Below are 14,097 nucleotides of genomic sequence, written 5' to 3' on the forward strand. Positions count from 1 at the left end.
GTTGGCGAGCGGTTAGGAAGCTGTCTGCCGGCCATTTCCCGCTTGGCAGCGGCGGCAAAATCCGACGTTGTTCCGACATGCGGCGGCGCTCAATACGGGAACCTGCAGCTTGCGCTTGGCGGGCACGCGCAGACAGCCTGCAGTGCCGATTTCGGGCCTAGCCGCCGCGGCTGGCGGCCATGTCGAGGGCATGGCCGCCAATCGCCTCAGAACTCCTGCCAGTCGCCGCCGACCGCGACCGCGGCGCGCTTGATCGGAACCGCAGTGCGCTTGGCCGGTTGCGGCAGTGGACGTGCCGTCGTCCTGGCGACATGCCTGGTCTTGGCCGCAACAACGTGTGCCGGTGCCGGTGCCGCAGGCAGGCCGACGGCAGCGGCGCCGTCGATCTTGAACAAGGCCACGGTACTGGTGAGCTGGCCGGCCTGCTCCTCCATCGAGCGTGCCGCGGCGGTCGCTTCTTCCACCAGAGCGGCGTTCTGCTGGGTGGTCTCGTCCATCTGCATCACGGTCTGGTTGACCTGTTCGATGCCGGAGGACTGCTCCTGCGAGGCGGCGGAGATCTCGCCCATGATGTCGGTGACCCGCTGCACCGAGGCCACGATCTCGGCCATGGTCTTGCCGGCCTGGTCGACCAGGACCGTTCCGGTGGCCACGCGGCCGACCGAGTCGTCGATCAGGCCCTTGATCTCCTTGGCGGCGTTCGATGAGCGTTGGGCGAGGGTGCGCACTTCGCTGGCGACCACGGCGAAGCCACGGCCCTGTTCGCCGGCACGGGCCGCTTCCACCGCCGCATTGAGCGCCAGGATGTTGGTCTGGAAGGCGATGCCGTCGATCACGCCGATGATGTCGGCGATCTTCTTCGATGCCGCTTCGATGCCGCTCATCGTCTCGACCACCTGGCCGACCACGCTGCCGCCTTGCGAGGCGACGGACGTCGCGCCCACCGCCAACTGGTTGGCCTGGCGCGCATGCTCGGCGTTCTGCTTGACCGTGGAGGTCAGCTCTTCCATCGATGCCGCGGTTTCTTCCAGGCTCGCCGCCTGCTGTTCGGTGCGGCGCGACAGATCGTCGTTGCCCGCCGCGATCTCGGTCGCGGCCGCATTGATGCTGACCGCCGCGGTCTGGATACGGCCGACGATGCCGGTCAACTGCTCGACCGTGGCGTTCGCGTCGTCGCGCATGGTGGCGAACACGCCGTGGAAGTCGCCGTCCATGCGCGCGGTCAGGTCGCCGCCGGCGATGGACTGCAGCAGCGCGGACAGCTTGCCCAGGTTGACGTCGCTGACCTCCATCATCGCGTTGAGGTCCTGCACCATCCGCCGGAAGTCGTGCTGGAAGCGCTCGGCGTCGCCGCGTACACTGAAGTCGCCGGCCGCGGCGGCAGCCGCCAAGCGCTTGATCTCGGTATTGATCGCCAGCAGGCTGTCCTTGGCCGCGTCCATCGACTCGTGCAGCACCGCGCGGCTGCCGGGCAGGCGGCGCGCGTCGCGGCGCAGGTCGCCGTTGGCGTATTCGTTGAGCACGCCGATGGCGTCGACGATGGCATCCAGGTGCTCGAACATCATGGTGTTGATGCCCTTGCTCAGCTCGCCATACACGCCGGGGAAGTCCTGCGGCATGCGGTGGCTGATGTCCTTGTCCGCATGCAGTTCGATCATCAACGCGGTTTCGCCGGAGAAGCGCTGCAGCTGGCGTTGCATCGCGTCCATGGCCAGCAGCAGGCGGCCGGGTTCGTCGTGCGCGTCGGTGGCCACGTCGTTGTCCAGGCGTCCGCCAGCGATGGCCTCGGCGGCGCGGGTGGCGCGGCCCAGCGGTCCAGTCAGGCTGCGGGTGATCGTCCACGACAGCAGGACGCTGAGCAGCAGGGCCACCAGTCCACCGGCGATCAGCAGGTTGCGGCCGGTGACCATCGCCTGCGTCGCCTTGCCATGGGCGAGCTTCATCTGCGCTTCCTGCAGGGCGACGTTCTCGCGGATCTTGGCCTGCCAGGCCAGCGTGGCCGGGCGCGAGCGTTCGCTCAGCAGCGTCTGCGCCTCGGCATTGCGGTGCGCGGCAGCCAGCGCGATCACTTCATCGTTCATGGCCCGCGCAGTGGTGCGCGCGGCATCGATGTCGGCGCGCAGCTTCACCGCATAGGCGTTGGCGGGCGGGAACGCCTCCAGTTCGTTGCGCAGTTCGGTGTAGCGCTGGCGCTTGGCCTTGATTTCCGCCTGTGCCTGATCGTTGAGTTCTTCGCGCGTCTCCATCGCCAGTGTGCCCAGCGCGATCAGGATGCTGGCGTTGGCATCCAGCATGCCGTTGCTGATGCGGCTCTTTTCGACGTTCACCTTGACAATGTTATCCAACTCGGTGCGCGTGCGTGCCATGGACAGCAGGCCGATGACGACCAGGGCGCAGGACAACAGGATCAGCAGACCGAAGGCGCCACCGAGCCGGCGTCCGACGTTGTAGCGTTGCAGAAAGGAATTCATGTCGACCTCTTCGTTGACGGTGGTCCTGGGACGTCCAGGTCCTTGTCCCTGCAGGCGCCGGCGGCGTTTGCGCGACCGGAGTGGTGGGCGTGGCGGTCAAAAAAGGGAAGAAAGGAAAACCAATGCCCTGCTGTACAACATGTCCGCCGTCGCCCGAATGTGATATCGGCATGACGATGACTTACTCGATAGCACGTTGGTCGTAAGGCGATTCCCGACGCTGTCTTATTCAGTTCCTTACGCTGTTCTCAAGCGGTCAGCGGCTGCCACTGCGTGCCGATCGCATCGGCGATGGCTTGCGCATTCGGCTGCGACGCGTGCGTGGCGTGCAGCGCTGCCGTCGCGGTCGCCGCCGTCTGCCCCGACGCAGCCGATGCGACGGACACCGATGCCGGAGCTGCGGCACGCGCGGTGTGCTGTTCCAACCGGAATATCGCCACCGCGTCGCTCAGTTGCGCCGCCTGGTCCTCCATCGACCGTGCCGCGGCGGTGGCTTCCTCGACCAGCGCGGCGTTCTGCTGGGTGCTCTCGTCCATCTGCGTCACCGTGCGATTGACCTGCTCGATGCCGGCGGACTGCTCCTGCGAAGCCGCGGAGATCTCGCCCATGATGTCGGTGACGCGGCCTACCGAGGCCACGATCTCCTGCATGGTCTGGCCGGCGCGCTGCACCAGCTCCGCGCCGGTGGCGACACGGCCGACCGAGTCGTCGATCAGGCCCTTGATCTCCTTGGCGGCGTTGGCCGAGCGTTGCGCCAGCACGCGCACCTCGCTGGCCACAACGGCGAAACCGCGGCCCTGTTCGCCGGCACGCGCGGCTTCGACGGCGGCGTTCAAGGCCAGGATGTTGGTCTGGAAGGCGATGCCGTCGATGACGCTGATGATGTCGGCGATCTTCTTCGATGCGGTCTCGATCCCGCTCATGGTGTCGACCACCTGGCCGACCACCGCGCCGCCTTGCGAGGCGACTGCGGCGGCGCCAGCGGCGAGCTGGTTGGCCTGGCGCGCATGCTCGGCGTTCTGCTTGACCGTGGCGGTCAGCTCCTCCATCGAGGCCGCGGTTTCTTCCAGGCTGGCAGCCTGCTGCTCGGTGCGCTGCGACAGGTCGCTGTTGCCCTGGGCGATCTCGGTGGCGGCGCTGTGGATGTCGCCGGCGGCACGCTGGATGCGGCCGACGATGTCGGCCAGGCGCTCGGCGGTGCCGTTGGCGTCGTCGCGCATGGTGGCGAAGATGCCGTGGAAGTCGCCGTGCATGCGTGCGCCGAGGTCGCCGTCGGCCAGCGCGCTGAGCAAGCGCGAGACTTCGGCGATGCTGATCGCGTTGGCATCGAGCAGGCCATTGAGTTGTTGCGCCAGCATCAGGAAGAAGCCCTGCTTGCCGGTGCGGTCGATGCGTTGCGACAGGTCGCCGGCGGCGGCGCTGCGCACCACGGCGGCCACTTCCGCTTCCACCCGTGTCTCGGCGGTGCGATCGCGCCATTCGCACACGAAGCCCAGGTGCGCGCCGTCGGCGTTGCGGATGGCGGAAATCTCCTGGGCGATGCAGACCTCGCGGTAGCGCACCTCGCGCTGCGCCGCACCCTGGCGGTCCAGCCGCTGGTAGATCTCCGCGTCCTGCGAGTTGCCCACTTCCAGCAGCGCCACGGACTGGCCCAGCAGCGGCGCGCTACGGTCGAACGCCGGCGCGCAGGCGCGGATGTCCTCGGCGTGGGTCTGCAGCAGGGTCTGCAGCGCGGTATTGGCGTAGATGATGGTCAGGTCGGGATCGGCGATGTACATGCCGGTGGACGCGTTGTCCAGGGCGGTGCGGATGCGCAGGTTCTCGGCGGCGATGCTGCGTTCGCGTTCGATACGCTCGCGCAACTCGCGCTGCATCCGCGCCAGCGCCGCCATCAGGCTGCGCCCGTGCCTGGCCGCGACCGGGATCGGCTGGTCCAGGCGGCCTTCGGCGATGTGCTGGGCGGCGTCCATCGCCACCCGCGGCTCGCCGCCGAGCAATTGCGCGACCGAGCGCAGGATCCAGGCCGCGGCAGCGGCCAGGCACAGCACGGCGACCAGCACCGCGCCGGCCTGTTGCCAGGTGGCGCGCTGGCTTTGCTGTTCCGCCGCCTTGCGGCTCTGCTCGTTCAGCGCCAGGATGCTGTCGCTGATCGCGTCCATCTCGGTTTCCAGCCGCGCGAACTGCGCAGTGAAATCGGCATAGGTGGCGCTGCTGTCGCCCTGGGTCTCGGCCAGCGTCACCACCTTGTCGGCGGCGGCGATGTAGCGTTGCAGTGCCGGCCCCGCCGCATCCAGTTGCGCGCGCAGGTTGCTGTCCAGTGGCAGCTTCTGGTTGTCGTCCAGCGCCTTGCGGAACTCGCCGGCGTGTTCGCCCAGGGCGGCGCGCGCCGCCTTGACCCCGTCCGCGTCCTGCCGCGCCGCCGCCAGGAGTGCGGCGGTGACGTCGCCGCGCAGGGCGTCGTGCATCATGTCCGCCTGCATGTGGTTGCGCAGCGCGTCCGAGGACGTGACCTGTGCCGCGACCGAGCGCAACAGCCCTTGCTGCGCGGTGTAGCCGACCCCGCCGAGCGCGAGCAGGGCGAGCACCGCCACCAGCACCAGGACGCCGAGCATATGCATGATTTTCATCGGTGTGGCCCGATCAGAAACGGAAGGACAGGCCCGCGCCGAGCGCGTGGTCCGGCGAACGGTCGTTGAGGCCGCGGCTGTACACCACGTCCAACTGCACGTCCTGGCTGAGCAGCCAGGCCGAGCCGACGTCGAGCAGGGCGACGGTGCCGCCGTCGTCGGCATGCGCGATCTGCGGCAGCGCCAGCTCCACGAACGAGCGGCTGCGTTCGGTCCAGGCCTTGCCCAGCACCACACCGAAAATGCCGGCGGTGTAGCGATGCCCGCCGTCGCCTTCGTCGCGGATCACGCCGGGCATCATCCCCAGCGAGAGGCTGTCGCTGAGTTCCCATTCGGCCACCAGGCGGAACGAGGGGCGTGCGCCGCTGCCGCGCACGTCGCGCGCGCCGCTGGGCAGGTCGACGTGCAGCAGCCAGGCCAGCGACGCGCCGCCGATTTCGCTGGCCAGGTGGTGCTTGAGTCCGAGCGAAAGGTCGGAGAAGCCGGACACGTCGTCGCCGACCGGAACGTCGACGGTCTGCCAGCCGTCGGTCTCCACGCGCAGCTCCCAGGTCGGGCCGATGCCGTAGCGAAACAGGGTGGGCGTGGCGTAGCCATCGACATCGCCATCGCGTTCCCAGGCCACGCTGGTTTCCACCTGCAGACGCCGGTCGCCGACAGTGAGGCTGGATTCGACGAAATCCGGGCGATCGGTGGCGATCGGTTCGACCTCGGCGTGGGCCAGGCCGGCGAGGCCGCACAAGGTCAGACAACTGGCGATGACGCGTAGCTTCATGTGCGGCTCCCATTGGCGGTTCGGTCGGAACCGTGGGGACCGGACGCAGTGCGGCCGGCGCCGGGGCACGCGCGTTGCGGTGCCCGTGGCATGGCAGTTCCGCTTTCTATATCGACCCTGAATGCCGTTTCTTTACGAACGTGACGCGCTAAGCGCTCTGCCGCTCCTGTAGATGAGGCCCGGGAGGCCAGACCGCGAAGCGCGCACGGCGCTCGCGGTGCTCGCCGGTCGCGGCGGGCATCAGAACTCCTGCCACTGCCCGTGGTCCGCCGGCGCGGTTGCGCGCGGGACCGCCCGCAACGGGGCCGCCGCGGGCCGCCGTGGTGTGGCCGCCGCGGCGGCCGGCCTGGGCGATGCAGCGCGGCGCGCGGGCGCCGGCGGGGCGATCGCCACCCCGGCGCTGGTCTCGAGCTTGAACAGCGCCACCGCCTGGTTGAGGTGGCCGGCCTGGTCTTCCATCGAACGCGCCGCGGCGGTGGCTTCCTCGACCAGCGCGGCGTTCTGCTGGGTGGCCTCGTCCATCTGGGTGATGGTCTGGTTGACCTGCTCGATGCCGGCGGACTGCTCCTGCGAGGCGGCCGAAATCTCGCCCATGATGTCGGTGACGCGCTGCACCGAGGCGACGATCTCCTGCATGGTGCTGCCGGCCTGTTCGACCAGGGTCGAACCCTCGGCGACGCGCTCGACCGAGTCGTCGATCAGGGTCTTGATCTCCTTGGCCGCATTCGACGAACGCTGGGCGAGGGTGCGCACTTCGCTGGCGACCACCGCGAAGCCGCGGCCCTGTTCACCGGCACGCGCCGCTTCCACCGCGGCGTTCAATGCCAGGATGTTGGTCTGGAAGGCGATGCCGTCGATGACACTGATGATGTCGGCGATCTTCCGCGACGAGGCCTCGATGCCGTGCATCTTTTCCGAGACCTGGCTGGCCAGCGCGCCGCCCTGCGAGGCGACCGAGGCGGCGCCCGCGGCCAGCTGATTGGCCTGGCGTGCGTGCTCGGCGTTCTGCTTCACCGTGGAGGTCAGCTCCTCCATCGAGGCGGCGGTTTCCTCCAGGCTGGCGGCTTGCTGCTCGGTGCGGCGCGACAGGTCGTCGTTGCCGGCGGCGATCTCGGCCGCGGCGCCATTGATGCTGATCGCGACGGTCTGGATGCGCGTGACGATCGCGGCCAACTGCTCGGCGGTGGCATTGGCGTCGTCACGCATGGTGGCGAAGACGCCCTGGAAGTCGCCGTGCATGCGCGCGGTGAGGTCGCCAGCGGCGATGGCCTTCAACAGCGTGGACAGCGCCTGCAGGTTGCCGTCGGCGGTGGCCATCAACTGGTTGAGGCTCTCGACCATCAGGCGGAAGTCGTACTGGAAGCGCGCGGCGTCGCCGCGCACGCTGAAGTCGCCCGCGGCGGCGGCGCCGGCCAGGTGCTTGATCTCGCTGTTCATCGCGGTCAGGTTGCGCTTGACCGTATCCATCGTCTCGGTCAGCACGGCCTTTTCGCCGGGCAGGCGGTCCATGTCCTCGGACAGGTCGCCGATCGCGTAGCGGCCCATGATCTGCGCCAGGCGCAGCTTGACCGCGATGTGCGAGGCAGCCAGCGCATTGCTGTCGCGAACCATGCGCCCGTAGTCGCCGGGGAAGGCGCTTTCGTCCATGCGGTAGCTGATCTGGCCGGCATCGTGACGCTCGGCCATCTCCTTCTGCGCGTCGAGCACCGCGCGCAGTTGCTGCTGCATGCGCTGCAGCGATCCCAGCAACTGCCCCAGTTCGTCGTTGCGCGCGTACTGGATGCGGCTGTCCAGGCGGCCGGCGGCGACCGCGCCAGACACCTCCACCGCACTGGCCAAGGGCTTGACCACCAGCCGCCGCAGCAGCAAGTAGAGGCCGCCACTGAGCAGCAGCGCGGCGCACAGGCCGACCGCCACGATGGTCCACAGCAGGTTGCGCGCCTGCGCCATCAGCACCGCCTTCGGTACCGCCACGCCCAGCGCGAAGCGCTCCTGGGCCTGGCCGATCTGCAGCGGTACGTACACTTCCACATCGGTGGCGCCGGTCTGCGGATCGACGCTGTCGCGGCCGACGGTCTTGCCCTGGGCGATGTCGGCCAGCAAGGCGCGGGTGGCGGGATCCTGCAGCTTCTTGCCGACCAGCGCGGGATCGCGGTCGGCGACGATGGCGCCGCCGGGCGAGAGCAGGCGCACGCGGCCTGCGCCGAGCGGACGCAGCTTGGCGACGCGCTGCTGCAGCGCGGCCAGGCCGAAATCGGTGGTGACCACGCCCAGGAACTTGCCGTCTTCCAGGATCGGCGTGCTGACCGTGGTCATCAATACCTTCTGTCCGGCGATCTCGTAATCGTAGGGTTCGGCGACGGTCGGCCGCAGCAGCTTGCGCGGATTCAGATACCAGTCGCCGGCGCCGGCAACCTCGTAGTCGCGCAGCGGATCGCGCACGAGCTTCCCGTTCTGCCAGGACCAATACACCATGTAGCGGCCGCTGGCGTCGTGGCCGGCGCTGTTGGCGTAGTCCGCATCCTTGCCGTCCAGCGCCTGCGGTTCCCACAGCGTGCCCAGGCCCGTCCAGTCGGGGTGCTGCTGCAGTTCGCGGCGCAGGCTCTCGCTGAACAGGTCGCGCGCCTTGTCCTGGCCGCGCTGGGCGAGCAGGGCATTGGCCAGCGCCTGGTTGGAGACGGCGGAGGCGCCGATGGTGTTGCCGATGCGCTCGGATTCCAGACGCGCGGTCTCGGTCATGCCGGCCTTGGCGGAGGCGAGCAGGGCGGAACTGCTGCGGGCGTAGATGATGGCGGCGGTAATGCCGAAGCACAGCAGGGCGATCGCGGCCACGCCCAGCATCAGGCGGGTAGCGACACTGCTCGTGCGTGTGGAGGACGTGGTGGGCATCGCGGTCGTCTCGATGGGAGGAATGGAGAGATCGCGCGTTCTGGCTCCGGAAAGCGTCTTGCTTTCAGACAAGCCAGGCAGGGCGCATGCGCGATAGGGCGGTTATCGGCACAGCGTCCCAGAAATGTAGCCGGTGCCTGTGGTGGGCCATGTCCGACGGGCCGGCATCGGTGTGGATGGCATTGCTGGCTCCGGACGCGTCGTCGACCGTGGCGCATGCCGCGCAACGGCGAGGGCGCTGCTGAACGAGGCGGTGTGGGGCGGCGCGGCAGCGGCGCATGGCGGCAATAAAAAGCCCCGGGAGCGGATCGCTCCCGGGGCCGTTGGCGTCAGACGAGCGAGAGGGTTGCCCGCTCAGAACTCCTGCCAGGTGTCATCGCCGGCGGCGACCGCGGCCGGCCGGGCCGATGGTCGCGTCGGGCGCGCGGCGGGCTTGGTCATCGGCTTGGTGGCCGACCGGGCGACCGCGCCGACCGGCACGCTCGCCGCGTTGGCGACCGCCGGCTGGCCGGCGGGGCGGCTGCTCGCCTCGATCTTGAACACGGCCACGGCCTGGCTCAGCTGGCCGGCCTGGTCCTCCATCGAACGCGCCGCGGCGGTGGCTTCTTCCACCAGCGCGGCGTTCTGCTGGGTGGTCTCGTCCATCTGGGTGACGGTCTGGTTGACCTGCTCGATACCGGCCGATTGCTCCTGCGAAGCCGCGGAGATCTCGCCCATGATGTCGGTCACGCGCTGCACCGAGGCGACGATCTCGTGCATGGTCTTGCCGGCCTGGTCGACCAGCGCCGAGCCCTGCGCGACGCGGCAGACCGAGTCGTCGATCAGGGTCTTGATCTCCTTGGCGGCGCCGGCCGAGCGCTGCGCCAGGGTCCGCACTTCGCTGGCGACCACGGCGAAGCCGCGGCCCTGGTCGCCGGCACGCGCCGCCTCGACGGCGGCGTTGAGCGCCAGGATGTTGGTCTGGAAGGCGATGCCGTCGATGACACTGATGATGTCGGCGATCTTCTTCGACGACGCTTCGATGCCGCTCATGGTCTCGACCACCTGGCCGACCACCGCGCCGCCCTGCGAGGCCACCGCCGCCGCGCCGGTGGCGAGCTGGTTAGCCTGGCGCGCGTGCTCGGCGTTCTGCTTCACGGTGGAGGTCAGCTCTTCCATCGAGGCCGCGGTTTCTTCCAGGCTGGCGGCCTGCTGTTCGGTACGGCGCGAGAGATCATCGTTGCCGGCGGCGATCTCGCTGGCGGCGCCATTGATGCTGACCGCGGCAGTCTGGATACGCGCGACGATCGTCGCCAGTTGTTCGGCGGTGGCGTTGGCATCGTCGCGCATGGTCGCGAACACGCCCTCGAACTGGCCGTGCATGCGCGCGGTCAGGTCGCCGGCGGCGATGGACTGCAACAGGGCGGACAGCGCCTGCAGGTTGCCGTCGGCCGTGGCCATCAACTGGTTGAGGCTCTCGACCATCAAGCGGAAGTCGTACTGGAAGCGGTCGGCATCGCCACGCAGACTGAAGTCGCCGGCCGCGGCGGCCCCGGCCAGGTGCTTGATCTCGGTGTTCATCGCGGTCAGGTTCTGCTTGACCGTGTCCATCGTCTCGGTGAGCACGGCCTTCTCGCCGGGCAGGCGGTCCATGTCCTCGGACAGGTCGCCGATCGCGTAGCGGCCCATGATCTGCGCCAGGCGCATCTTGACCCCGATGTGCGCCGCGACCAGCGCATTGCTGTCGTGGACCATGCGCCCGTAGTCGCCGGGGAAGGCGCCTTCGTCCATGCGGAAGCTGATCTGGCCGGCGTCGTGGCGCTTGGCCATCTCGGCCTGCGCGGCGAGTACAGCCTGCAACTGGCTCTGCATCTTGTCCATGCTCAACAACAGCGCGCCGGCCTCGTCCTTGCTGTGCAGGTCGATCGCATTGTCGAGCTTGCCGCGGGAAATGGCGTCGGCAACGCCGATCGCGGTATCCAGGCGCTTGAGCAATTGCCGGCGGATCAGGATCGCCATGCCGATCGCGGCGACGATCACCAGCAGGTTGCCGAGCAGCACGGCCCACTTGTTCTGCGCGCGGACGGTGGCCAGGGTTGCGCTGCGCTTGGCCAACAGGCCGCGTTCCTCGTTGGTGAACTCGCCCAGCAGGCGGCGGATCGTTTGCATCGTCGCGCGATCGTTTGCGTCACTGAACGCGGCGGCGGCCTGCACGGGATCGTTGGACTTTTCGCGCAGCGCGATGAACTGCTTCTCCACACCGACCAGCTCATCGAACGCGGCACGCAACTGCTCCAGCCGCGCCTGCTGGCGCGGATTGTCCGCGGTCAGGTGCTTGGCGTCGGCGAAGGACGTGTCGAAGTCGGCCACGCCCTTGGTGAAGGGTTGCAGGTACTCTTTGTTGCCGGACAGAAGATAGCCGCGCGCGCCCGTCTGCGCGTTGACGGCGTTGGTTTGCATCAGCTCGCCGGTCGCCAGCACCTTGTAGGTGTGGTCGTTCATGTCGGCGGCAGTGTTGAGCGAGGACAGGCTGCTCAGGCTGATCGTGCCGATGATCAGCGTGATCAGCACGATGACGGCAAAGCTGAGCGCGAGCCTGGCGGAGAGACTGAGATTCTTGAGCGTCATCGTCGTAGTCCTTGTGGAAAGCGTGAAGCGTTGGGGATGGCGTACCCCGCCCGTGCCTGCGATGCCCGCGGAGGCGCTGGGCGCTGCCCTATCTATGGCGGCTGTGAATCGAAAACATTAAATCGATAGTTTTTCTATTATTAATAGCAATTATCTATCGAAACTCCTTTATTGATCTCTTTGACTCTTTTGCATGAAGGATTTCAAATTTGTTCGAATTTGTAGACAAATTATGTGTGCGAGTCTCATATCGGCGCTCGTCCTGGATTCTTGAATGGCGATATCGGATCTCTGGATCGACTTCCCGGCGGTGTTCCCGGAAACCGCGGGTCTGACTCATCGTGGATCGGCCATGCCGGCAGCGGAACGCATGCCCCGGACAACGAAAAAGCCCGGCAGCTGACGCTCCCGGGCTTCGATGTCCTGCAGCGTTGTAGACACAGCGTGCGCTGGATCAGAACTCCTGCCAATCGCTACCGCCAGCGATGGCGGGCGTGGCGGCAGGCTTGCGCGCGGCCGGTTGCACGGCGCGCGGCTTGGCGGGCCGCTGTCCGCTGCCTGCGGCCACCACCAGCCGCGGCGCGGGTGCGCGCTGAGGCGCCGGTGCCCGCTGGTCGATCTTGAACACGGCCACGGCCTCGCTCAGCTGGCCGGCCTGTTCCTCCATCGAGCGCGCCGCGGCGGTGGCTTCTTCCACCAGGGCGGCGTTCTGCTGGGTGGCTTCGTCCATCTGCGTGACGGTCTGATTGACCTGCTCGATGCCGGCCGATTGCTCCTGCGACGCCGCCGAGATCTCGCCCATGATGTCGGTGACGCGCTGCACCGAGGTCACGATCTCCTGCATGGTCTTGCCGGCCTGGTCGACCAGCGCCGAACCCTGGGCAACGCGGCCGACCGAGTCGTCGATCAGGCCCTTGATCTCCTTGGCGGCGTTGGCCGAGCGCTGTGCCAGCGTGCGCACCTCGCTGGCGACCACGGCGAAGCCGCGGCCCTGTTCGCCGGCACGCGCCGCTTCCACCGCGGCGTTGAGCGCCAGGATGTTGGTCTGGAAGGCGATGCCGTCGATGACGCTGATGATGTCGCCGATCTTCTTCGAGGACGCCTCGATGCCGCTCATGGTCTCCACCACCTGGCCGACCACGCTGCCGCCCTGCGAGGCCACCGACGCGGCGCCGGTGGCCAGTTGATTGGCCTGGCGGGCGTGCTCGGCATTCTGCTTGACGGTGGACGTCAGCTCTTCCATCGACGCGGCGGTCTCTTCCAGGCTCGCCGCCTGCTGCTCGGTGCGGCGCGACAAGTCGTCGTTGCCGGTGGCGATCTCGCTGGCGGCGGCGTTGATGCTGACCGCGGCGGTCTGGATGCGGGCCACGATGGAGGCCAGTTGTTCGGCGGTGGCATTGGCGTCGTCGCGCATGGTCGCGAACACGCCCTGGAAGTCGCCGTGCATACGCGCCGTCAGGTCGCCTGCGGCGATGGCCTGCAGCAGCTTCGACAGTGCCTGCAGGTTGCCGTCGGCGGTGGCCATCAGCTGGTTGAGGCTGTCGACCATCAGCCGGAAGTCGTACTGGAAGCGTTCGCTGTCGCCGCGGACGCTGAAGTCGCCGGCCGCAGCGGCGCCGGCCAGATGCTTGATCTCGCTGTTCATCGCGGTCAGGTTGTGCTTGACCGTGTCCATCGTCTCGGTGAGCCGCGCTTTCTCGCCGGGCAGGCGGTCCATGTCCTGGGACAGATCGCCGATGGCGTAACGGCCCATGATCTGCGCCAGGCGCTCGGTCACCGCGATGTGTGCGGCGGCCAGGGCGTTGCTGTCGCGGACCATGCGCCCGTAGTCGCCGGGGAAGGCGGTTTCGTCCATGCGATAGCTGATCTGGCCGGCGTCGTGGCGCTGCGCCATGTCGGCCTGCGCGGCGAGCACCGACTGCAACTGGCTCTGCATCTTGTCCATGCTCAGCAGCAGCACGCCGGCCTCGTCCTTGCTCCGCAGGTCGATCGCATTGTCCAGCTTGCCGCGGGCGATGGCGTCGGCCACGCCGATCGCGGTACCCAGGCGCTTGAGCAACTGGCGGCGGATCACGATCGCCAGGCCGATCGCGGCCACGATCACCAGCAGGTTGCCCAGCAGCACGGCCCATTTGTTCTGCGCGCGCACGGTCGTCAGGGTTTCGCTGCGCTTGGTCAGCAGTCCGCTTTCCTCGTTGTGGAACTCGGCGAGCAGGCTGCGGATCGATTGCATGGCCTTGCGGTCGCGCGCTTCGCGGAACACCGAGGCGATCTCCGCCGGATCGGTGGACTGCTCGCGCAGCGCGGTCACCTGCTTCTCCACGCCGACCAGATCGTCGAATGCGGCGTGCAGCTTCTCCAGCCGAGCCTGCTGCCGCGGATTGTCTGCGGTCAACTGCTTTGCTTCAGCGAAGTTCTTGTCGAAGTTGGCCTGGCCATTGATGAAGGGCTGCAGGTGTTGCTGTTCGCCCGACAGCATGTAGCCGCGTGCGCCGGTTTCAACGTTCAAGGCATCGATCCCCATCATGTCGCCGGTGGCCAGCACCTTGTAGGTGTGGTCGTTCATGTCGGCGGCAGTGTTGAGCGAGGACAGGCTGCTCAGGCTGATCGAGCCGATGACCACCGTGATCAGCACGATGACGGCAAAGCTGAGCGCGAGCCTGGCGGAAAGACTGAGATTCTTGAGCGACATCGTCGTAGTCCTGATGGAAAAGTGGAGCATTGGGGA

At 67.9% G+C, this 14,097-nt stretch carries 6 protein-coding genes; all 6 read right to left on the minus strand.

The features are described 5' to 3' along the window. Positions 1–206 precede the first annotated feature (206 nt). Positions 207–2,471: a methyl-accepting chemotaxis protein gene (locus tag GGR71_RS11505; protein ID WP_160958687.1), complete on the minus strand. Its 2,265-nt coding sequence runs from the start codon at positions 2,469–2,471 to the stop codon at positions 207–209. Positions 2,472–2,719: 248 nt separating this feature from the next. Next, positions 2,720–5,098: a methyl-accepting chemotaxis protein gene (locus GGR71_RS11510; protein ID WP_184451953.1), complete on the minus strand. Its 2,379-nt coding sequence runs from the start codon at positions 5,096–5,098 to the stop codon at positions 2,720–2,722. 13 nt (positions 5,099–5,111) lie between these two features. Then, positions 5,112–5,873, minus strand: a complete 762-nt coding sequence (locus GGR71_RS11515; protein WP_160958689.1) for a transporter — start codon at positions 5,871–5,873, stop codon at positions 5,112–5,114. 240 nt (positions 5,874–6,113) lie between these two features. Next, positions 6,114–8,762, minus strand: a complete 2,649-nt coding sequence (locus GGR71_RS11520; protein WP_160958692.1) for a methyl-accepting chemotaxis protein — start codon at positions 8,760–8,762, stop codon at positions 6,114–6,116. 354 nt (positions 8,763–9,116) lie between these two features. Next, complete coding sequence (locus GGR71_RS11525) at positions 9,117–11,369, minus strand: methyl-accepting chemotaxis protein (protein WP_160958695.1); 2,253 nt, start codon at positions 11,367–11,369, stop codon at positions 9,117–9,119. Between the two features lie 454 nt (positions 11,370–11,823). Continuing rightward, a complete protein-coding gene (locus tag GGR71_RS11530; RefSeq protein WP_160958696.1) occupies positions 11,824–14,061 on the minus strand; it encodes a methyl-accepting chemotaxis protein in 2,238 nt (745 codons plus the stop codon). Positions 14,062–14,097 lie beyond the last annotated feature (36 nt).

This window comes from Xanthomonas sp. F1, from assembly GCF_014199855.1.

Excerpts from the sequence above, each read along its gene's own strand:
- GGR71_RS11505 (WP_160958687.1), bottom strand. The coding sequence starts at position 2,471 with ATGAATTCCTTTCTGCAACGCTACAACGTCGGACGCCGGCTCGGTGGC.
- GGR71_RS11510 (WP_184451953.1), bottom strand. The coding sequence starts at position 5,098 with ATGAAAATCATGCATATGCTCGGCGTCCTGGTGCTGGTGGCGGTGCTC.
- GGR71_RS11515 (WP_160958689.1), bottom strand. The coding sequence starts at position 5,873 with ATGAAGCTACGCGTCATCGCCAGTTGTCTGACCTTGTGCGGCCTCGCC.
- GGR71_RS11520 (WP_160958692.1), bottom strand. The coding sequence starts at position 8,762 with ATGCCCACCACGTCCTCCACACGCACGAGCAGTGTCGCTACCCGCCTG.
- GGR71_RS11525 (WP_160958695.1), bottom strand. The coding sequence starts at position 11,369 with ATGACGCTCAAGAATCTCAGTCTCTCCGCCAGGCTCGCGCTCAGCTTT.
- GGR71_RS11530 (WP_160958696.1), bottom strand. The coding sequence starts at position 14,061 with ATGTCGCTCAAGAATCTCAGTCTTTCCGCCAGGCTCGCGCTCAGCTTT.